The following is a 20,684-nucleotide window of genomic DNA, read 5'->3' as shown; positions in this document are numbered from 1 at the left end:
GAGCTGATGTCGATGACCCTCACGTCGCGCGACCGCGCGGCGCTTGCCGGCGTGCATCCGGACCTGGTGCGCGTGGTGGCGCGCGCGGCCATGCTGACACCCGTGCCGTTTCGCGTCTTCGAAGGCGTCAGAAGTGTCGCCCGCCAGCGCGACTATGTGCGCCGGGGCGTGTCGCGAACCATGAACTCCCGGCATCTGAAGGCGGCCAACGGTGTCGGTCATGCGGTCGACCTGGTGCTGGCCTTCGACGTGGATGGCGACGGCACCATCGACGGAACCGACCATTGGGCGAACCCGGCGTCGCCGCAGGGTGCGGATGCCTGGCGCCGGCTGGAAATGGCGGTGAAGACGGCCGCGCGGGAGCTTGGCGTGCCGGTGGAGTGGGGTGGCGACTGGCAGCGCTTCCGGGACTATCCCCATTGGCAACTGCCCTGGAAGGCGTACCCGGCGGCGAGGCCGGTTCCCGCCCAGCGGTCACCCGGGGCGCGGGATCCCGATGAAGCGATCCTGCGCGCCGGCCATGAAGGCGCCGTCGTGCGGGATGTCCAGGCCAAGCTTGCCCGCCTCGGCTACGTGGTGCCGGTGAACGGGCTGGTGGACGCGCGCACCGTCTTTGTCGTGCGGGTGGTGCAGCGCCAGAACGGGCTGGCAATCGACGGCGTTCTGGGGCCGCGGACGCGTACCGCCATCGACGCGATGGTTGCGGCGCAGCGACGCGGCGAGCCGGCCGGCGCGGACATGGCACGCGCGGATCTCGAAGTGGCAGGGGTCTCTGCCTCTCCCGGAGAGGAGACCGAGCAGGCCGCCGCCACCCGCCAGGCGGCGGTGACAGGCGGATCGGGGGCGCTCGCCGGGGCCGGCCTGGTCGGCCAGGGTGTGGAGCAGGCGGCGGAGGCGGCGCGCCACGGCCAGGCCGTGTTTTCCCCTGGAACGGCGCTCTACGGCGTGCTGGGCCTCGCGGTGGCGCTTCTTCTGGGCCTGCAGGCCTGGCGGATGCTGAAGCGGGCAGGCGCGTTGCCCGGCTGGCTCGGGGGTGCCCCGTGATGGCCGTTCTTGCCGCCGTCCTGACGCTGGTCGGGAAGGTGAAGTGGCAGGGTGTTGTCCTTGCCGCCGCGGCCGCGCTGGCCTGGCGGGCCATCGACCTGGCCTTCGAACGCGGCCGTGCGGCGTGCGAGGCGGAATTCCGGACGGCTGCCTCGACAGAGCGCCTGCGGCAGGCCCGCGCCAACCAGCTCGCCCTCGCCAGCGGTGCGGAGATCGTCTCGGCGCTGGCCGAGGAAAACGCGCGCCTGAAAACCCTTCTCATGGAGATTGCCGATGACGCGCGCGACCTTTCCGATGGCGATGCTTGCGGCCTTGGCGCTGACGGGCTGCGCCTCCTCGACCGGCTCAGCGGTTCGCCCGAGCCTGGCGGATCCACCGGCGGGCCTCACCCGCGTCTGTGACGACCCGGTCACGCTTGCCGGCCTGGCGGATCTCGACCAGGCAACGGTGGTGACGGTCTGGGCGCGCGATCGGGCGGCGCTGACAACCTGCAAACGTCGCCATTCCGGGCTGCGCGCCTTCTACGGGCTCCGCGACACGGCGCTGCGCTGAGGGACGTGCCGACCCGCCCCAAAAAGGAACGGGCGGGGAGATCCCCGCCCGTTCCCGACAGTCGCGTTCCGAGGCCGCTGCCTACTGGGCCGGACCCAGGTTGATCAGCTGCACCCGGCGGTTGACCTCGCTGTACGGGTTGGCCGGATCGCGCAGGTCTTCCTCGCCGAGGCCGACTGGCACGACCATGTTGGCCGGCACGTTGAAGGTCGTCGTCAGGGCCTCGACGATGGCGTCGGCGCGGCGCTGGCTGAGCTTCAGATTGTACTCGCGAGCGCCCTTGGCATCGGTGTGGCCGATCACCAGGAAGCGGTCGCCGCCGAGATAGACGGTGTGCAGGGCGTCGGCAATGAGACCCAGCGACTCGTAGGATTCCGGCCGGATGCGGGAGGAATCGAAGTCGAAGGTGATCTCGACGATGAACTGGCGGAGCCTCGCGAGTTCGGACTCGGCCGGCAGGTCGGTGGTGGCGTCGTCACCCGGATGCAGCCGGATGTTGTCGAGCGCCTGCTGACGCAGTTCCTCGGCGGTGATCTGCGTGCGATGCACCTCGACGTTCTGCAGGTTGTTGATGATTTCGTTCCGCGTGAGCGGGGTCTGGGCGGAGGCCGGCAGCGACAGAACCGCCAGTGCGGCCGCGGCGAGGATCAGTCTTTTCATGGGATCTACTCGGCTCGTTTTCGGATCTGGCTGGCTCAGCGATAGCCGGCGTCGGTGATGGCCTGGTTGCACTTATTGCCGACGGAGCGTTCGGCCTTCAGCAGGCAGCGCAGGACCGGAACCTTGCCGGCGAAGTTCTGCGTGCGGACATTGCTGTGCACGCTGCAGAGCTGCGCGGAGTCGCGCGAGCAGATCTGGAAGACGGCCTGCTGGGCCTCGTGGCGCAGCCGGATGAGCTCGTAGACGCGGACGTAGTCGGTCTTGCACTGCGGCGTGATCTTGGAGGAGTTGGCCTGCAGGCACTTCTGGATGCCGAAGTTACCGATGTTCGCCTTGGGGCAGTACTTGTTGATGTCGGCGCCGCAGCTCTGGGCGAGGATCTTGATGGCGTCGGCATAACCCATCGTCTGGGCCGAGGCCTTCGGCGGCGCCATCATCAGGGCGACGAAAGCGGCCGACAGCACGGCGACGAACAGTCTGGTTTTGGACATGGTGTCCTCCCGGTCGGAATCTACACGACGAGGTTGGATCCGACTGAGGTCCCCAACCCCCCGCGCCCAAGAAACCGACTCGGGACGCCCGTTGCAACTGAAACCGGCATTTCGGCCCGGCAAATGTCCGCTTTTGCGGACAGTTCAGGACCGTTCCAGGTCGCCGCGGGTGCTGAGGAACTCGTTCAGGCCGGAGAGGGACTCGATGCGGCTGGCGAAGACCTTCGTCACGACCAACAGCGGAACGGCGATCAGAATCCCGATAAATCCCCAGATGAAGCCCCAGAAGGCAACGGCGAGCAGCACGGCGACCGTATTGATCTGCAGCCGTCGCCCCACCAGCATCGGCGTCACGAACTGACCCTCGATGGTCGTGCAGGCGAAATAGATGATGGGCGCCAGTGAAGCGTGCCCGAGGGTTGGGAAGGAGATCAGCGCGATCAGGGCGACGGCGGCCACACCCACGATTGCGCCGAGATAGGGGACGAAATTCAGGAGCGCGGCAGCGACGCCCCAGAGGACCGGGTTCGGCATGCCGATGGCGAACATGCCGGCGGCAATAACTGCCCCCAGGCCAGCGTTGATCAGGGAAATAGTGAAGAGATAGGTGGAGATCGATCGCTCGATCTCCTTGGCGATGGCCAGACCGTGCTTCTTGTCGGTGAGGGTTGGCAGAACCCGAACCAGCTTCTCCTGGAGCATGTCGCCCGAGGACAGCAGGAACACCAGCAGGATGAAGGTCAGGCCGGCGCCAGCAACCACCTGCGAGGCGTTGCTGGCGGCGGCGTCGAGCAGCCCGGGATCGCGGATGACGACCTCCTGGGTGGAGCCGTCGGCCGGCTGCTGGATGGCGTCGTTGATCTGTTCCTGCGCCTCGCGGAAATCGTCCACCGACTTCTGCAGGTTGCGAAGCTTGAAGCTGATTTCCGAGCGGACCTGGGGCGCCGACTTGATCCACTCGGTCACCGGACCGCTGAGCGTGTAGGCGGCGGTGCCGACGCCGACACCGAGGATCAGCACGAGCGCCACCGCCGTGATCCCCTCCGGGATGCCGCGTCGTCTCAGGACCCGCACGATGGGCAAGAGCACGAGCGCGAAAAGGAAGGCGAGAGTGACCGGCAGCAGAAGGCCCTTGCCGAAATAGAGAACACCCACGAGGAGGATCAGAAAGATCCCGATGACGGCGGTTTTCATGCGCTCACGCTGATTGGGAGGGCCGACGACTTCGGCAACCATCCGGGATCGAGGCCGATCCTATCAACTGGCGGATCATTCCACCGTCAGATACGCGCATCGGCGCAACTGAAACGCGCGGAACGGCGCGCGGTTCGGCTTCGGATCGTGCGAGAGCGCAGAAAAATCAGATATCGTCCGTGGTCTTGCGCGACCCAGCCGTCTTGCCGCCGGTCTTGCGGGACGTGGTTTTTGCCGCCGATGCCTTTGCGCCGGTGCTGGACTTTGCCGCCGCTGCACGCCCGGACGGCGCTGCCTTCGAGGCCTTCGGGGCACGAGACGGGGCCTTCTTCTTCTCGGCGGCGGGCGCCGGTTCAGCGGCCGGCTCGGCGGGCGCGGCGGTCTCCACGGCCGCATCGGGCTCGATGGTCCAGTCCTCGTCAGGCTCGGCCTCGGGAAGGGCGTCGGCAAGGGGCTCGGGGTCGGCCTCGGTCTCGACCTCGGCGATGGCTTCAACCTCCCGGACGACTGCAGGGGCGGGAGACGGTGCCTGTTCCCGCGCCTCGGTGTCGCCGGGCTCGGCCTGAGTGAGCGCGCCGACAAGCTGGCCGCCGCTGTCGATGGCGAGCGACCCGTAGGAAATCTCACCCTCCACGAGACCGCTGGAGCGAACCGTGAGGAGCCCGGCGACCTCGATGGTGCCGCGGAAGGCGCCGTGAATTTCGGCGGTCTCGGTCCTGGCCGTGCCGGTGACGCTGCCAGCCTTTCCGATCACCAGATGCCCGGCTTCGATCTCGCCTTCGAATCGCCCGTCGACCTGGGCGGTGGCGCCGACCCGCGCACGCGCGTGCTCGACCTCGGTCTCGACTCCGATCAGGAACTCGACGTTCTCGGGGGTGGCCATGGCATCATCCTCTGGAGCGGGCGCGCCCAACCAACCCGGCTCTCGCTCCGGGGTCAAGCCGGAGCGGACGGCGGCGTTAACGGAGGGCGACAAGCGCCGGTCGTTCATGGCAGGTTCAGATCCGCCGCTGTAGACCGATCCCACCATGACACGAACCCGCACCCTTCTTCTCGCCCTGCTTCTGCTTGCGGCTGCCCCCCAGGCGGCCGCCGCGGCCTGCCTGTCGCCGGATCAGCAGCGCCAGGCGGTGCAGAGCGGCGCGGCGGTGCGACCCGCCACCGTCCAGGGGCAGGTGCAGGGCGAACTCCTGCGCCTCGATCTGTGCGACCAGGGCGGCCGCCTCGTCTACGTGGCGACGGTCTTGATGCCGGGCGGCCAGGTGGAGCGGGTGACGTTCGACGCGCGCTCGGGCGCCAGGCAGTAGGGACGATTAATGCGGATACTCGTCGTCGAGGACGATCAGGATCTGTTGCGCCAGTTGAAGAGCGCGCTGGGCGATGCCGGCTACGTGGTCGACGTGGCGGAAGACGGCGAGGAAGGCCATTTCCTCGGCGACACCGAGCCCTACGACGCGGTGGTGCTGGATATCGGCCTGCCGATGATGGACGGGATCTCCGTCCTGGAGCGCTGGCGGCGCGACGGGCGGACCATGCCGGTGTTGCTTCTGACAGCCCGCGATCGCTGGAGCGACAAGGTGGCCGGCATCGACGCCGGCGCCGACGACTACGTGGCCAAGCCCTTCCACATGGAAGAGGTGCTGGCGCGGTTACGCGCCCTGGTGCGGCGCTCGGCCGGCCACGCCAGCAATGTCGTTTCTTGCGGGCCGGTGGAGGTTGACACCCGCTCCGGCCGGGTCGCCGTCGACGGTCAGACGGTGAAGCTCACCTCGCACGAATACAGGCTGCTGGCCTATCTGATGCTGCACAAGGACCGCGTGGTCTCGCGGACCGAGCTGATCGAGCACCTCTACGACCAGGATTTCGATCGCGACTCCAACACGATCGAGGTGTTCGTGGGCCGGCTTCGCAAGAAGGTCGGCGCGCCGATCATCGAGACGATCCGCGGTCTCGGCTATCGGATCGCAGAGCCGCGAGAAGGTGCCGGGGACGATGCGGCCCTATCCTAATTCGCTCGCCCGCCGTCTTTTTCTCCTTTCCGTTATCTGGAGTACGGCGGCGCTCCTGGTGGCGGGCGTCATCGTCGTCGCGCTCTACAGCCAGTCGGTGGAGCGCGCCTTCGAGGAGCGGCTGGACGTCTACCTGAAGACCATCGTCGCGGAGGTGGCGGCCGATGCCGAGGCACCGGACGGCGATGGGACGATCACCGTCGGCGGGCTTGGCGAGCCGCGCTTCGGGCTGCCGCTGTCGGGCTGGTACTGGACGGTGGCGAATGGCGTGACGGGGGCGGTGATCACCACCTCTCCGTCGCTTGCCGGCGACAGCCTGAGGCAGCCGGCCCCCGATGCGCGCCCCGAGGACTGGCGCAATCCGATCACCTCGTCCCTTACCGGGCCGGACGGCGAGCCCCTGCGGGTGGTGAGCCGCAACATCCGCCTGCCGGACGGAGCGCGCTACCTGGTCTCCGTCGCCGGTGACACCACCGAGGTGCGCCGCGACATCCGCTCCTTCGGTACCAGCGTGGCCGCGACATTGTTCGTGATGGGCGCGGGTCTGGTGCTGGCCATCGTGCTGCAGGTGCGGCTGGGCCTGAAACCGCTGGGACGGATGCGGGAATCGCTGCAGGCCATCCGCGTAGGCGAAAAGGAGCGTCTGGAAGACGACTTTCCGCTGGAGATCGCGCCGCTTGCCACGGAACTCAATGCGCTCCTCGACAGCCACCGCGAGGTGGTCGAGCGCTCCCGTACCCACGTCGGCAACCTCGCCCATGCACTGAAGACACCCCTCAGCGTGATCCTCAACGAGGCTCGCGAGGCGCAAGGCCCGTTTCCGCGCAAGGTGGAAGAGCAGGCAAGCGCCATGCAGACCCACATCGCGCATCATCTCGACCGCGCGCAGATGGCGGCCCAGCGCCGGGTGATCGGCGTGGTGACGCCGGTGGAGCCGGTGGTCGAATCGGTCGTGCGGGCGATGCGCCGCCTCTACGAGGACAAGGGCGTCACGCTGGAGACGGACACGGTCGCAACGGTCCGCTTTCGCGGCGAGAAGCAGGATCTGCTGGAGATCCTCGGCAACCTTCTCGACAATGCCTGCAAGTGGGCCAGCGGGCGGGTGCGGGTGCGCGTGCAGCCGGATGCCGGGATCTCCGGCGAGCGGCCCTTCTTCGTGATCGTGGTGGAGGATGACGGGCCGGGCATCGCCGACCAGGCGCTCGACGAGGTCGTCGAGCGTGGCCGCCGGCTGGACGAAACCAAGCCCGGGAGCGGGCTGGGTCTCTCGATCGTTTCGGAGCTGGCGCGGCTCTACGGCGGCCGGCTGAGCCTGGGCCGCGCGGACGCCGGCGGGCTCAGGGCCGAGGTGCGCCTCCCCGGAATCTGAGTGACCGGGGCGGATCTTTTCGGATCGCAGAGGATTGTTTGCTAGAGGGTTGTGCCGACGCAATTCGGCCACCAACCTATGCCACCCACCCGTCGTCCTCCTCCGTCCTCCGCGTTCGAGTCGATGCTGTCCGAAGCCGCTTTTACCCGTTCATGCCCGCGCGCCGCCCGCGTCAGGGCGGTTGGTCTGATCTCGCTGGTGGTGCTTGCCGGCGCGGTATCGGCGTGCACCACGACGGGTACCCCTTCGGGTGGCGCGTCGGTGGGCCGGGTCGAGGGCTCGCAGATCGCGCGCGACGGGGCTTTGGGCCTGACGTCGGAAGACCGGGCGGTGGCGCTGCAAGCGGAATTACGGGCTCTCGAGGCGACGCCGGCCGGGGCGGCGGTTTCCTGGCGGAATCCGGAAACCGGACATGCCGGCGATGTGCTGCCGGGCCCGGCCTATCAGGTGAACGCGCAGAGTTGCCGTGACTACACGCACAACGTGACCGCCGCCGACCAGCCGGCCAGTTTCCAGGCGACGGCATGTCGCGGCTCGGACGGCATCTGGCAGGTGGTGACCTGAGCCAGGGGTCGGGGCGGCCGCCATTCGGTCCCGGAAACCGGGGATTCCTGGCCGTGCAACGGGTGTCGCGTCGGGCGCGGCGGAATCCCGTCGCGGCTGTGGGCAGGCTGCTGACCGGCGACCGTTCAAGCATTCTTTCATTGACGTGCCGGCTCCGGCGCCGCTTTTTCCCGGCCAAACCTGTGGCCGGCGCGAACCGGCCCTATACGGAAACCGATGTTCGGCCGATGGAGCCCAACCCCTCGTGATGCTGCTCTGGTTCTCGGTGGCGATCCTGACCGCGCTGGCGGTGCTGACCGTGCTGTGGCCCCTGTCGCGGCGCGCGGAGGCTGACGACGACGCATCCCATGACGTGGCCGTCTACCGCGATCAGCTGGAAGAGGTGGAGCGGGACGTGGACCGCGGGCTCATCGAGCCCGGAGAGGCGGAGGCCGCCCGCGCCGAGATCGCCCGACGGCTGCTGCGGGCCAGTGGCAAGGCGGAGGCGACGGCAGCATCGGGGCTCACCCGCCGACGCGCCGTGGCGGTCGTGGCGCTGGTGGCGGTCCCCGCCGTCGCCCTGCTTCTCTATGCGGGGCTCGGTCATCCCGGCTACCCGGACCAGCCGCGGTCGGCGCGCCTGGAACAGCCGGCCGGAACCGGCGACATGGCCACGCTGATCGCCCGGGTGGAAGATCAGCTGGCGAAGGATCCCGACGACGGGCGCGGCTGGGAGGTGCTGGCCCCGATCTATCTGCGCATGGGCCGGGCGAACGATGCCGTGGCCGCCTATCGCAACGCACTGCGGCTGCAGGGCGAGAACGCCGAGCGGCTCTCGGGGCTTGGCGAATCCATCGTCCAGGCCAACGGCGGCGTCGTGACCGACGAGGCATCCGCCGCTTTCGCCAAGGCGCGCGACCTGGATCCGGGCGCGACCCGGCCGCGATTCTTCCTGGCGATGGGCCTGTCGCAGGAAGGCAAGACCGACGAGGCGATCGCCGCCTGGACCGATCTCGCCGCCTCGGCTGAAGGCGGCGAGCCGTGGCTGCCCTTCGCCCGCGCCCAGATCGTGGCGCTGGGCGGAGAAGCTCCTCCCGAGACCGAACCGGTCATGCCCGGCCCGCGGCGGGCCGACGTGGAGGCCGCAGCCTCCATGAGCGCGGATGACCGGCAGGCCATGGTCGAGGGCATGGTCTCGCAACTCGCGACCCGCCTGGACGAGGAAGGCGGCAGCGTGGAGGAGTGGCAACGGCTGATGCGCGCTTACCATGTACTGGGTCGCAGCGACGCGGCGCGGGACGCCGCAGCGAAGGCCCGCGAAGCCTTCGCCGGCGATCCTGAGGCACAAGCGCGCATCGCCTCCACTGAGAGCGAAATTGGTCTAAATCAATAATCGTTCTATGTGAGCGGACTAGAAGACCGGAGCCGGGGCAAGCGCCGTCGGCCGGCAGCGAGAGAGTGGCGGACAGTCGGGCATGACGCGAAAGCAGCGGCGGCTCACCTTCATCGGCGTGATCGGAGCAGTGCTGGCCTGCGCCGTCGGGCTCGTGTTCGCCGCGATGGGCGACAAGGTCGCCTTCTTCAAGACGCCGAGCGAACTCGCCACGATGACGCCCGATCCCGGCAAGCGCATCCGCCTGGGCGGTCTTGTGGAAGACGGGTCCCTCGACCGCGGGACGGACACGACCGTGCGCTTCCGGGTGACCGACCTGAACGATGCCGTCACGGTTTCCTACACGGGCATCCTTCCCGACCTCTTCCGCGAGGGCCAGGGTGTTGTCGCGGAAGGCATCCTGCAGCCTGACGGAACCTTCAGGGCCGACAGCGTGCTGGCGCGCCACGACGAGAGCTACATGCCGAAGGAAGTGGCCGACGCTCTGAAGGAACAGAACCACTATTTCGAGAGCGAGACCCTGACCCAGTAGGGTGGGGCCCGGCTCGTGCACCCTCGCAAGTTGCGGACAAGGCCTTCATGCTGAACGAGCTTGGACACTATGCGCTGGTTCTGGCCCTGGCGCTGGCGCTCGTCCAGTCCACCGTTCCGCTGGCCGGTGCCCGGATGCGGGATGCCCGCATCATGCGCATCGCCGACCCGGTGGCGGGCATGGTGTTCCTGCTGGTCGGGCTGTCCTTCGCGGCGTTGATGGTGGCCTACGTCCGCTCGGACTTCTCACTTCTCAACGTGTTCCAGAATTCGCATTCCGCCAAGCCGATGATCTTCAAGATCTCCGGCGTCTGGGGGAACCACGAGGGCTCGATGCTCCTGTGGGTGCTGATCCTGGCGCTGTTCAGCGCGCTGGTCGCGGCCTTTGGCGGGGCGTTGCCGCGCTCGCTCAAGGCGACGGTGCTGTCGGTCCAGGCCTGGGTGCTGGTGGCCTTCCTGGTCTTCATCCTGGCCACCTCCAACCCGTTCGTGCGCCTGTCGCCGGCGCCGCTGGAAGGGCAGGATCTCAATCCGATCCTCCAGGACATCGGGCTGGCGATCCATCCGCCGCTTCTCTATGTCGGCTATGTCGGCTTCTCCATTGCCTTCTCCTTCGCGGTGGCCGCCCTGATCGAGGGTCGGATCGACGCGGCATGGGCGCGCTGGGTCCGGCCGTGGACGCTGCTTGCCTGGCTGTTCCTGACGCTCGGCATCGCGATGGGCTCCTACTGGGCCTACTACGAGCTCGGCTGGGGCGGCTGGTGGTTCTGGGACCCGGTGGAGAACGCCTCCTTCATGCCGTGGCTCGCCGGCACCGCGCTGCTGCATTCCGCCATCGTCATGGAGAAGCGCGACGCGCTGAAGATCTGGACGATCCTGCTGGCGATCCTGACCTTCTCGCTGTCGCTGCTGGGCACGTTCCTGGTGCGCTCCGGCGTTCTGACGTCGGTCCATGCCTTCGCCACCGATCCCACCCGCGGCGTGTTCATCCTCGGCATCCTGATCGTCTTCATCGGCGGCTCCTTCGCGCTCTACGCCTGGCGGGCCCAGATGCTGCGGCCCGGTGGCCTGTTCGCGCCGATCAGCCGCGAGGGGGCGCTGGTCCTCAACAACCTGTTCCTGACGGCGGCGTGCGCCACGGTGCTCGTCGGCACGCTTTATCCGCTCGTCCTTGAGGCCCTGACCGGCGAGAAGATCTCGGTGGGTGCGCCCTTCTTCAACCTGACTTTCGGGCCGCTGATGATCCCGCTGCTGATGGCGGTGCCGTTCGGGCCAATGCTCGCCTGGAAACGGGGCGACCTGTTCGCCGTCGCCCAGCGGCTCTGGGTGGCGCTGGTGGCGGCGCTGGTGACCGTCGCCGTGGTGGCCTGGCTCGCCGGCAACACGCATCTGCTGGCCGCGCTGGGGATCGGACTGGCCGTCTGGCTGATGGCGGGGGCGCTGACGGAACCGCTGGTGCGGGCAAAGGTCGGCCGCGAGGCGTTCGGCACCTCCGTGCGCCGTCTGGTCGGGCTGCCGCGCTCGGCCTTCGGCACCATGCTCGGCCACTTCGCACTCGGCATGACGCTGTTCGGTATCGTCGCCAGCTCAGCCTTCGAGAGCGAGCGGATCGTGGTCATGACGCCGGGCGAAACCATCGAGATCGCCGGCAGCCGACTGACATTCGAGGGCATGGTCGCCGAGATCGGCCCGAACTACCGGCAGGAGGTCGGTGTGTTCCGCTCCGTGCGCGGCGGCCGCGCGGCAGAAATGCGCCCGGCGAAGCGGATCTACACCGCCCGCCAGATGCCCACGACCGAGGCGGCGATCCGCACCCACGGCCTGTCGCAGCTCTACCTGTCGCTGGGCGATGCGAAGGAGGGCGGGGCCATCGTCGTGCGTGCCTACGACAAGCCGTTCGTCCTGCTGATCTGGCTCGGAGCCGTGGTCATGGCGCTGGGCGGATTGGTCTCGCTGTCGGACCGGCGGCTCAGGGTGGGCGCACCGCGACCGGCGGCGAAGCGTGCCAGCGGAGCGCGGACCGCATGAGCCGGATCCTGCGGTCGCTTGCCGTACTGGCCCTTGCCCTGACGCTGGCGGCGCCGGTGATGGCCGTGCAGCCCGACGAGGTGCTCGACGATCCGGCGCTGGAGGCGCGGGCACGCGAGCTTTCCGCCGAACTGCGCTGCATGGTGTGCCAGAACGAATCTATCGACGCATCCAACGCGCCGCTCGCCCGCGACATCCGCATCCTCCTGCGCGAGCGGCTCGAGGCCGGCGACACGAACGCCGAGGTGCTGGACTATCTCGTGGCGCGCTATGGCGAGTTCGTGCTCCTGAAGCCACGCTTCAACGCCAGCACGCTGCTTCTCTGGCTGACCGCTCCGCTTGTGCTGATCCTGGGCGGGATCGCTGCCTGGGTCGGCGTCCGCCGGCGCCGGACGGCAACGGACGCTGCTCCGCTGAGCGCGGCAGAAGAGGCGGAACTGGAGCGGGTTCTTTCCGACGACACGCGCGGGTGATTGTCTGAACGGGCAAACGGCAGGAGACAGGCGATGCGCACGACCGGGGAAAAGCTCGAGTTCCAGGGGGGGCAGGGCGCCAGTCTCGCCGCACGGCTGGACCGGCCGGCGGGAAAACCGCGCGCCTATGCGCTTTTTGCCCACTGCTTCACCTGTTCCAAGGACATCGTCGCGGCCCGAGAGATCGCCGGAGCGCTGGCCAGGGCGGGCATTGCGGTGGTGCGCTTCGATTTCACCGGGCTCGGCTCGTCGGAGGGAGAGTTCGCCTCCACCAATTTCTCCTCCAACGTCGCGGACCTGAAGGCGACGGTCGACTACATGCGCGCCAACCTGGAGGCGCCGAGCCTGCTCGTTGGCCATTCGCTGGGCGGTGCGGCCGTCCTGTCGGCGGCCGGCGAGATCCCCGAGGCGAAGGCCGTTGCGACCATCGGCGCGCCAGCCGACGTTGCGCACGTCGTCCAGGCGTTCGCGGCCGATGTCGACCGGATCGAGGCCGACGGGGAAGCCGAGGTGTCGCTTGCGGGGCGCTCCTTCCGGATCCGCAAGCAGTTCCTCGACGATGTCGGCGAGCACACGCTGCTGGACCGGGTCGCGACGATGCGCAAGCCGCTTCTCATCCTGCAGGCGCCGCTGGACCAAACGGTGGGCATCGAGAACGCCTCCGCCATCTTCCAGGCCGCCAAGCATCCCAAGAGCTTCATCTCCCTCGACGACGCCGACCATCTCGTGACCGACCGACGCGACGCGGTTTATGCAGCCGGTGTAATCGCGGCCTGGGCCGAACGCTATCTGCCGCAGCCGGAGGGCGAGGAGGCGCCGGACGAGGCCTATTCCGTGCTGGTGGAGGAAACCGGGGAGGGCCGTTTTCAGAACAGGGTCCTCGTGGGCCCGCACCGGATGCTTGCCGATGAGCCGCGTTCGGTCGGGGGCCTGGCGAGCGGACCCTCGCCCTACGACTATCTTGCCGTCGGACTTGGCGCGTGCACCGCCATGACGCTGCGCATGTACGCCGATCACAAGGGGCTGCCGGTCGACCGGTTCGCTGTGGAAGTGAGGCACGGCAAGGTGCACGCGGCGGACTGCGAGGATTGCGCGGAGGAGGCCAGGACGCGCTCCGGCAAGGTCGACCGGTTCGAGCGGCAAATTCGCATCGACGGCGACGTGGACGATGCGACCCGTGCGCGGCTCCTGGAAATCGCCGACAAGTGCCCGGTCCACAAGACGATCGTGGAAGGGGCGGCGGTCGTCACGCGGGAAGCGAAGCCGACGGCCGACTGAAGCCGCGTCCGGCCGGGCCTGCCGAACCCGACTGCAACATTACCAATCCGTCATCTGCCGGACAGGAACCCGTAAGGCGCGCCCCGTCACAAAGGGGCATGAGCGAATGCGGGAATCCTCCCAAGACCCGCTTCGCGTGAGACCAAACCCTCTCAGGGAGCAGTCATTGATGACGAAGGCCCACACCACCGCGCGCACCGACCACAAAGGTCTGTTCATGAAGCGCCGCAAGGCTCTCGCAGCCGGCACCATCGCGCTCGGCGTCGCGGGTGTCCTTGCCACCCCCATGTTCGTTGCTCCGAGCACCCCGGCGAACGCGGAGAACCTCTCCAGCAGCGTCACCCAGCCCCAGGCCCCGGGTTTCGCCGACATCGTCGAGCGCGTCAGCCCGGCCGTCGTGTCGATCCGCGTAAAGGCGGAGAAGGGTCCCGAACTGTCCTCCTTCCAGGGCATGCCGGAAGGCAGCCCGTTCGAGCGCTTCTTCAAGCAGTTCGAGGACCAGTTCGGCGGCCAGCAGATGCCGCAGCGCCGCGGCGGCGGCCAGCCGCATCAGTTCGCCATGGGGCAGGGCTCCGGCTTCATCATCTCGTCCGACGGCTACGTGGTGACCAACAACCACGTCGTCGACAACGCGGATGAAGTGACCGTCGTGATGAACGACGGCAAGACCTACGATGCGACGGTCATCGGCACCGACGAGAAGACCGATCTGGCGCTGGTGAAGATCGAGGACGACACCTCCTTCCCGTTCGTCGAGTTCACCCCCGGCGACGTGCGCGTCGGTGACTGGGTGGTCGCTGTGGGCAACCCGTTCGGCCTTGGCGGCAGCGTGACGGCCGGCATCGTGTCGGCCCGTGGCCGCGAGATCGGTGCGGGTCCCTATGACGACTTCCTGCAGATCGATGCGCCCATCAACAAGGGCAACTCGGGTGGCCCGACCTTCAACCTGAACGGCGAGGTTGTCGGCGTGAACACCGCCATCTACTCGCCTTCGGGCGGATCGGTGGGCATCGGCTTCGCCATTCCCGCCGCGATCGCCGAGCAGGTGATCGAGGACCTCAAGGACGACGGCACCGTGACCCGCGGGTGGCTCGGCGTGCAGATCCAGCCGATCACGCCGGACATCGCCGATTCGCTCGGCCTCGATGCGATCAACGGCGCCCTCGTGGCCCAGCCGCAGACCGACAGCCCGGCCGCCAAGGCGGGCATCAAGGCGGGTGACGCCATCGTCGCCATCGACGGCGAGACCATGGAGAACCCGCGCGACGTGGCCCGCACGGTCGCGTCCAAGGCCCCGGGTTCGACGGTAACGCTGACGGTCTGGCGCGACGGCAAGAAGGAAGACGTCAAGGTCGAGCTCGGTACGCTGGACCCGGACATGACGGCCAACGCCACGCCGGGTGTCGAGCCGGGGACGGACCTCTCCTTCGGCATGCGGCTCGCTCCGGCCAAGGATATGGGTGTCGACGAGACCGGCGTTGCCGTCGTCGAGATCGATCCCGACAGTTCGGCCGCTGATAAGGGGCTCAAGGTCGGCGACGTGATCCTGAACGCCGGCGGCGTGGATGTCTCCTCGCCCGCCGACATCAAGAAGAGCATCGAGGTCGCCGAGACCGAGGGCCGCAAGGCCGTGCTCTTCCGGGTCCGATCCGGCGATCAGATCCGCTTCGTGGCGCTGCCCGTCGAGAAGGGCTGACCCCGACGTCCGGATCCGCCCCACGGGCGGTTCCGGTCCCCGCACCGGGACGGGCTGACGATCCGTACGGACGCCGCGCTCGTATCGTTCGGGACTAGAGGCTGCCACGGCGACTGCGTGTCGCTCGCGACTGACGGCCCGGCACAGGGCCCTCCTCTTGGCCGCGGCTTCTGGCTGGATGAAGCCGCCGCTCGTTTCAGTATCGGTGTCGTTGTTGGCTCCCGTCGCCCCCGCCGACTCGGCACCGTGGGACGGCAGATCGCTCCGTGCGGTCTGCCGTCCGCCTCTTGTGGTTTCCGCCAGCGCCCAAAGTGATGCAAGATCGGCCCGAACCCGACACATGACGGACGCCATGCGAATCCTCCTCATCGAAGACGACAGCGACGCAGCCGGTTTTCTCTCCCGCGGCCTCCGGGAAGCCGGCCACGTTGTGGACCTGGCCCAGGACGGGGCCCAGGGGGCGGAATTCGCCCACGCCAACGATTACGATGTTCTGCTGATCGACCGGATGCTGCCGCTGCGCGACGGGCTCTCCATCGTCGAAGAGCGGCGCGAGGCGGGCGACACCACGCCGATCCTCATCCTGTCTGCGCTGGGCCAGGTGGATGACCGGGTGAAGGGACTGCGCGCCGGCGGCGACGACTATCTCGCCAAGCCCTATGCCTTCTCCGAACTGCTCGCGCGGGTCGAGGCGCTCGGTCGCCGCCAGAAGCCCATCCAGGCGGAAACCGCCTACACGGTCGGCGATCTCGAGCTCGACCGCCTGTCGCATTCGGTCAGCCGGGCCGGTCAACCGATCCCGCTGCAGCCTCGCGAGTTCCGTCTCCTTGAATATCTCATGCAGCACGCCGGCCAGGTGGTGACGCGCACCATGCTGCTGGAGAATGTGTGGGACTATCATTTCGACCCGCAGACCAACGTCATCGACGTCCACGTCTCGCGCCTGCGTTCGAAGATCGACAAGGATTTCGACCGGCCGCTCCTCCACACCGTTCGCGGCGCCGGCTATGTCATTCGTGACGACGCTCGGTAGGCTTCTCCGCACCACGGCGGTCAAGCTGACGCTCGTCTACGTCGCCGTCTTCACGGCGCTGCTGGTCGGGCTGATCGTCTACATCTTCACCATGACGGACGATCTCCTCGATCGTCAGCTGCGCGAGACCATCGACGCGGAGATCCGGGGCCTGTCGGACCAGTACCGGGTGCGTGGCCTGACCGGTCTCGTCAACTCGGTGGAACGGCGCTCGGTGGCGCCGGGCGCGAGCCTCTACCTGATCACCGATTTCGCCGGCAACCGGATCGCCGGGAACATCGACAGCCTCACCCAGTCGCTGATCGCCAACCCCGACGGGGAGGCGCGGCCGGTCTACTATGTGCGGCTCGGTCCGTCGGGCGAGGAGGAAGCGCGGCCCCGGCCGGCGCTGGTGCGGGTCTTCGTGCTGCCGGGCGGCTTCCGGCTGCTGGTTGGCCGCGACCTGGAGGAGCGGACCGAGTTCCGGGCGATCATCGCCCAGGCGGCGCAGTGGTCGCTGCTGGTGGCGATCGTGTTCGGCCTGCTGAGCTTCCTGGTGGTCTCCAGCCGCGTTTTGAGGCGCATCGATGCCATCGCCGCCACCGGCAGCAAGATCGTCGATGGCGACTTCACCCGCCGCCTGCCGATTACGGGGACCGGCGACGAGTTCGACCGGCTCTCCGACAGCCTCAACACGATGCTGGACCGGATCACCGAGCTGCATGCCGGGTTGCGCCGGGTCTCCGACAACATTGCCCACGACCTCAAGACACCGCTGACGCGCCTGCGCATGCAGGCGGAGGCGGCGCTGCGCCAGGCGACGTCGGAAGAGGCGCTGCGGGACGCACTTCAGGCGACCATCGAGGAATCGGAGGCGCTCATCCGGACCTTCGACGCGCTCCTGATGATCGCGCGCAGCGAGGCCGGCTCGGCCACGGTGGCGCTTGCCCCGGTCGATATCGCCCAGATCGCCAGGGACGTCGCCGAGATGTACGAGCCCGTGGCGGAAGAGGCGGAGGTGACGCTGTCCGTCGAGGTGCCCGACACCGTGATGGTGGAAGCCAACCGCGAACTGGTGGGCCAGGCACTCGCCAACCTGATCGACAATGCCATCAAGCATGGCGCTCGCGACGCGGAGGAGGGGCCGAAGGTGTCGGTGATCCTGACCGACAGCCAGGTGGCGGCGGAGCTCAGCGTGGCGGACAACGGCCCGGGCATCGCGCCGGCCGACCGGTCGCGGGTCACCGACCGCTTCGTGCGGCTGGAGGCGAGCCGATCGACGCCCGGGTCCGGTCTTGGCTTGAGCCTGGTCGAAGCAATCGCCAATGTGCACCGGGGCCGATTCGAGCTCGGCGATGCCGAGCCGGGCCTGAAGGCCACTCTGGTCTTCCCGCATGACCCGAAGCATCTGGCCCAAGACCGGAGCTGATGGACGCCAAGGACCAACCGCTTTATCGCCGCATCGACCGGGAGATTCCGGCCGATCCCGACCGTTGCGATGCCATCGCCGCCGATCTCGACCAGTTGGCCGGGACCGAGGAGGGCGACGCGCTGCGCCGTCTCTTGGACGAGGAGCCGTCGCTCGCCCCGTTCCTGACGGGCGTGTTCTCCAACAGCCCGTTCCTGCGCGATCTCGCCTTCCGCGACGCAGGCCGGCTGGCGCGCCTCCTGTCGGCTCCGCCCGAGGCGAGCCTTGCTGAGTTGATCGCGGCCACCGGCGAGCCCGCCGACAGCGAAGCCGGGCTGATGCAGCGGCTGCGTCGCGGCAAGCAGGAAGCCGCCCTCCTGATCGGTCTTGCCGATCTCGGCGGCCTATGGGAGCTGGAAGCGGTGACCGGCGGGCTGACCGCGTTTGCCGATGCAGCCCTGCAGTCAACCATCTGTCACCTGCTGCGCGAGCTTCACGAGCGCGGCAAAATCATCCTTCCCGATACCGACAACGCCCAGGACGGCTCCGGCTACATCGTGCTGGGCATGGGCAAATATGGCGCGGAGGAGCTCAACTACTCCAGCGACATCGATCTCATCGTCTTCTTCGATCCCGACCGCGTGCAGGCGGAGGATCGCGACGACCTGACGACGCTGTTCGTGCGGATGACGCGCAAGCTCGTCCACATCATGCAGGAGCGCACCGGCGACGGGTACGTGTTCCGCACCGACCTGCGGCTGAGACCCGATCCGGGTGCGACGGCGGTGGCGCTCTCTGTCCCGGCCGCGTTGCACTATTACGAATCCATCGGCCAGAACTGGGAACGCGCGGCCCTCATCAAGGCGCGGCCCGTGGCCGGTGACGCCGAGGCCGGCACGGCCTTCCTGAAGGACATCTCACCCTTCATCTGGCGGCGCTCTTTCGACTACGCGACGATTGCCGACGTCCACTCCATCAAGCGCCAGATCCACGCCGTGAAGGGCCACGGCAAGATCGGCGTTGCCGGCCACAACATCAAGCTCGGCCGGGGCGGCATCCGCGAGGTGGAGTTCTTCGTCCAGACCCAGCAGCTCATCGCAGGTGGGCGCAATCCGGCGCTCCGCGGCCTGCGGACGCTGCCGATGCTGGCGGAGCTGGTCGAGGCGGGCTGGATCGATGAGGCCACCCGGTCTGAAATGGAGGAAGCGTATCGCTTCCTGCGCTTCGTCGAGCACCGGCTGCAGATGATCGCCGACGAGCAGACCCATACCCTGCCGGCAACCGACGAGGCGCTCGCCCCGGTGGCTCGGCTCTGCGGATTCGCCACGATCGATGAGTTCGCCCGTGCGCTGCGCAGCCACCTGGAGCGCGTGCAGGGCCACTATGGCGAGCTCTTCGAGGACGCGCCGAGCCTGACCACCGGTCTCGGGAGCCTGGTCTTCACCGGAGACGAGGACGACCCGGAAACGCTGGAGACCTTGCACGGACTTGGATTCGAACGTCCGAAGGAGGTGACGCGCGCCATCCGTGCCTGGCATTTCGGCCGCTATCCCGCGACGCGCTCGTCGCGGTCGCGCCAGCTTCTGACGGAGCTTGTTCCGGCCATCCTCGACGCGCTCGCCCACACCAAGAACGCCGACGCGGCCTTCTCCGCCTTCGACCGGTTCGTCGCGCAGCTTCCGGCCGGCGTGCAGCTCTTCTCGCTGCTGAAGTCCAATCCCGGCCTGCTGCAGCTTCTCGCGACCATCATGGGCGCGGCGCCCAAGCTCGCGCAGATCCTGACACGCCGACCGCGGGTGATCGACGCGGTGCTCGACCCGGCCTTCTTCGGCACGCTTCCCGATGCCGAAGAGCTGTCGGCGCTTCTCGACCGGAGCGTGGACGAGGCGCGCACCTACGAGGAGGCGCTCGACCGCGCGCGCATCTTCGGCCAGGAGCAGGCCTTCCTAGTCAGCGTCCGGGTCCTCACGGGCACGCTGTCGCCTGCCGATGCCGGCAACGCCTACGCGCGGATCGCCGACGCCCTGGTCGATCGCATGCTGGCGCGGGTGCGCGTCGAATTCCAAGCCGCGCACGGGGTGGTGCCCGGCGGGCTGGTCTCCGTCGTGGCGATGGGCAAGCTCGGTGGCGGCGAGATGACGGCAGCCTCCGATCTGGACCTGATCCTGCTCTACGACCACGATGCGGACGCCGACGGCTCCGACGGGGCCAGATCGCTGGCGCCCAGTCAGTATTATGCGCGGCTGACCCAGCGCCTGGTTGCCGCGCTCTCCGCACCGACCGCGGAAGGCACCCTCTACGAGGTGGACTTCCGGCTGCGCCCGTCCGGCAACGCCGGCCCGCTCGCCACCCGGCTGAGCTCGTTCGAGGCCTACCAGACGGACCAGGCGTGGACCTGGGAACACATGGCACTGACCCGGGCCCGGGTGATCGCGGGCGACGTCGATCTCGGCGCGCGCGTGAACGGCATCGTCGGCGCTATCCTCTGCCGGCCCCGGGACGCGGAGGCGATCCGGTCCGACGTGCGCGACATGCGGCGGCGCATCGAAAAGGAGAAGGGGACCAGCGATATCTGGGACATCAAGCAGGTCGCCGGCGGGCTCGTGGATATCGAGTTCCTGGCCCAGTACCTGCAGCTCGTTCATGCGCAGGAGCACCCGGAGATCCTGGCCCGGACCACGGAAGCCTGCCTGAGGGCAGCGGCCGAGGCCGGCGTGCTCGAAAAGGGTGCCGCGGAGACGCTGGTGCCCGCGGTCAATCGCTACCACGCCCTCACCCAGATCCTGCGCCTGGCGGTGGACGGCGTCTTCAAGCCGGACACTGCCCCCCAGGGTGTCCAGGATCTGCTGGTGCGCGCCGGCGACGCGCCGGACTTCTCCCGCCTCGAGGCCGAACTGCGGGCAACGCAGTCCGAGGTGCGCGCGGTCTTCGAGCGCGTCATGGGTCCGCTGGAACAACCGGCGGACTGAGATCCGCTCACAAAAGCGTGACGATGGATCCGGT

At 68.3% G+C, this 20,684-nt stretch carries 19 protein-coding genes; 15 read left to right on the top strand and 4 right to left on the bottom strand.

Going from position 1 to position 20,684, the window contains the following annotated elements; genetic code table 11:
• The first annotated feature begins 6 nt into the window (after window positions 1-6).
• Entirely contained in the window at window positions 7-1,044 is a 1,038-nt protein-coding gene (locus C507_RS22900) for a peptidoglycan-binding protein (protein WP_156829385.1), read from the top strand.
• Window positions 1,044-1,445: a hypothetical protein gene (locus tag C507_RS0118660; protein ID WP_018701245.1), complete on the top strand. Its 402-nt coding sequence runs from the start codon at window positions 1,044-1,046 to the stop codon at window positions 1,443-1,445. The genes C507_RS22900 and C507_RS0118660 overlap by 1 nt, the downstream gene beginning before the upstream one ends.
• A gap of 232 nt (window positions 1,446-1,677) precedes the next feature.
• On the opposite strand, the gene C507_RS0118650 is transcribed toward C507_RS0118660, so the two are convergent.
• From C507_RS0118650 to C507_RS0118635, 4 genes are all read right to left on the bottom strand, one after another.
• The gene (locus C507_RS0118650) at window positions 1,678-2,256 is read right to left on the bottom strand and encodes an OmpA family protein (protein ID WP_018701243.1); all 579 of its coding nucleotides are present in this window, start codon (window positions 2,254-2,256) and stop codon (window positions 1,678-1,680) included.
• A 35-nt stretch (window positions 2,257-2,291) separates the two neighbouring features.
• A complete protein-coding gene (locus C507_RS0118645) occupies window positions 2,292-2,747 on the bottom strand; it encodes a hypothetical protein (protein ID WP_018701242.1) in 456 nt (151 codons plus the stop codon).
• 144 nt (window positions 2,748-2,891) lie between these two features.
• Entirely contained in the window at window positions 2,892-3,941 is a 1,050-nt protein-coding gene (locus C507_RS0118640; protein ID WP_040401436.1) for an AI-2E family transporter, read from the bottom strand.
• A gap of 166 nt (window positions 3,942-4,107) precedes the next feature.
• Window positions 4,108-4,824 (bottom strand): bactofilin family protein, encoded by a 717-nt coding sequence (locus tag C507_RS0118635; protein ID WP_018701240.1) that lies wholly within the window; start codon window positions 4,822-4,824, stop codon window positions 4,108-4,110.
• A gap of 145 nt (window positions 4,825-4,969) precedes the next feature.
• Here C507_RS0118635 and C507_RS0118630 point away from each other — a divergent pair, with 145 nt between their 5' ends.
• The 13 genes from C507_RS0118630 to C507_RS0118570 all read left to right on the top strand — a co-directional run bounded on the left by C507_RS0118630 (window position 4,970) and on the right by C507_RS0118570 (window position 20,650).
• Window positions 4,970-5,248, top strand: a complete 279-nt coding sequence (locus C507_RS0118630) for a PepSY domain-containing protein (RefSeq protein WP_018701239.1) — start codon at window positions 4,970-4,972, stop codon at window positions 5,246-5,248.
• Window positions 5,249-5,257: 9 nt separating this feature from the next.
• A complete protein-coding gene (locus C507_RS0118625) occupies window positions 5,258-5,950 on the top strand; it encodes a response regulator transcription factor (protein WP_018701238.1) in 693 nt (230 codons plus the stop codon).
• Complete coding sequence (locus C507_RS0118620) at window positions 5,934-7,319, top strand: ATP-binding protein (RefSeq protein ID WP_026319239.1); 1,386 nt, start codon at window positions 5,934-5,936, stop codon at window positions 7,317-7,319. Before C507_RS0118625 ends, C507_RS0118620 begins: the two co-directional genes overlap by 17 nt.
• Window positions 7,320-7,442: 123 nt before the next feature.
• A complete protein-coding gene (locus tag C507_RS22015; RefSeq protein WP_083923680.1) occupies window positions 7,443-7,883 on the top strand; it encodes an RT0821/Lpp0805 family surface protein in 441 nt (146 codons plus the stop codon).
• 247 nt (window positions 7,884-8,130) lie between these two features.
• Entirely contained in the window at window positions 8,131-9,255 is a 1,125-nt protein-coding gene (ccmI, locus tag C507_RS0118610) for a c-type cytochrome biogenesis protein CcmI (RefSeq protein ID WP_018701235.1), read from the top strand.
• Between the two features lie 82 nt (window positions 9,256-9,337).
• Window positions 9,338-9,787 carry a cytochrome c maturation protein CcmE gene (gene ccmE / locus C507_RS22010; protein ID WP_018701234.1) on the top strand — a complete coding sequence of 150 codons (450 nt, stop codon included), beginning with the start codon at window positions 9,338-9,340 and terminating at the stop codon, window positions 9,785-9,787.
• Between the two features lie 47 nt (window positions 9,788-9,834).
• On the top strand, window positions 9,835-11,814 hold the full coding sequence (locus C507_RS0118600; RefSeq protein WP_018701233.1) for a heme lyase CcmF/NrfE family subunit: 1,980 nt from the start codon (window positions 9,835-9,837) through the stop codon (window positions 11,812-11,814).
• A complete protein-coding gene (locus C507_RS0118595; protein WP_018701232.1) occupies window positions 11,811-12,287 on the top strand; it encodes a cytochrome c-type biogenesis protein in 477 nt (158 codons plus the stop codon). Before C507_RS0118600 ends, C507_RS0118595 begins: the two co-directional genes overlap by 4 nt.
• A gap of 33 nt (window positions 12,288-12,320) precedes the next feature.
• Complete coding sequence (locus C507_RS0118590) at window positions 12,321-13,565, top strand: bifunctional alpha/beta hydrolase/OsmC family protein (RefSeq protein ID WP_018701231.1); 1,245 nt, start codon at window positions 12,321-12,323, stop codon at window positions 13,563-13,565.
• A 169-nt stretch (window positions 13,566-13,734) separates the two neighbouring features.
• A complete protein-coding gene (locus C507_RS0118585) occupies window positions 13,735-15,261 on the top strand; it encodes a Do family serine endopeptidase (RefSeq protein WP_018701230.1) in 1,527 nt (508 codons plus the stop codon).
• A 340-nt stretch (window positions 15,262-15,601) separates the two neighbouring features.
• Window positions 15,602-16,294, top strand: coding sequence for a response regulator transcription factor (locus C507_RS0118580; RefSeq protein WP_018701229.1), 693 nt, complete (start codon window positions 15,602-15,604; stop codon window positions 16,292-16,294).
• Window positions 16,269-17,702, top strand: a complete 1,434-nt coding sequence (locus C507_RS0118575; RefSeq protein WP_018701228.1) for a sensor histidine kinase — start codon at window positions 16,269-16,271, stop codon at window positions 17,700-17,702. Before C507_RS0118580 ends, C507_RS0118575 begins: the two co-directional genes overlap by 26 nt.
• Window positions 17,702-20,650 carry a bifunctional [glutamine synthetase] adenylyltransferase/[glutamine synthetase]-adenylyl-L-tyrosine phosphorylase gene (locus C507_RS0118570; RefSeq protein ID WP_018701227.1) on the top strand — a complete coding sequence of 983 codons (2,949 nt, stop codon included), beginning with the start codon at window positions 17,702-17,704 and terminating at the stop codon, window positions 20,648-20,650. The genes C507_RS0118575 and C507_RS0118570 overlap by 1 nt, the downstream gene beginning before the upstream one ends.
• Window positions 20,651-20,684: the final 34 nt, after the last annotated feature.

The organism is Amorphus coralli DSM 19760 (assembly GCF_000374525.1).
GTDB classification, from domain to species: domain Bacteria; phylum Pseudomonadota; class Alphaproteobacteria; order Rhizobiales; family Amorphaceae; genus Amorphus; species Amorphus coralli.
This window is presented reverse-complemented; position numbering and strand designations above follow the sequence as displayed.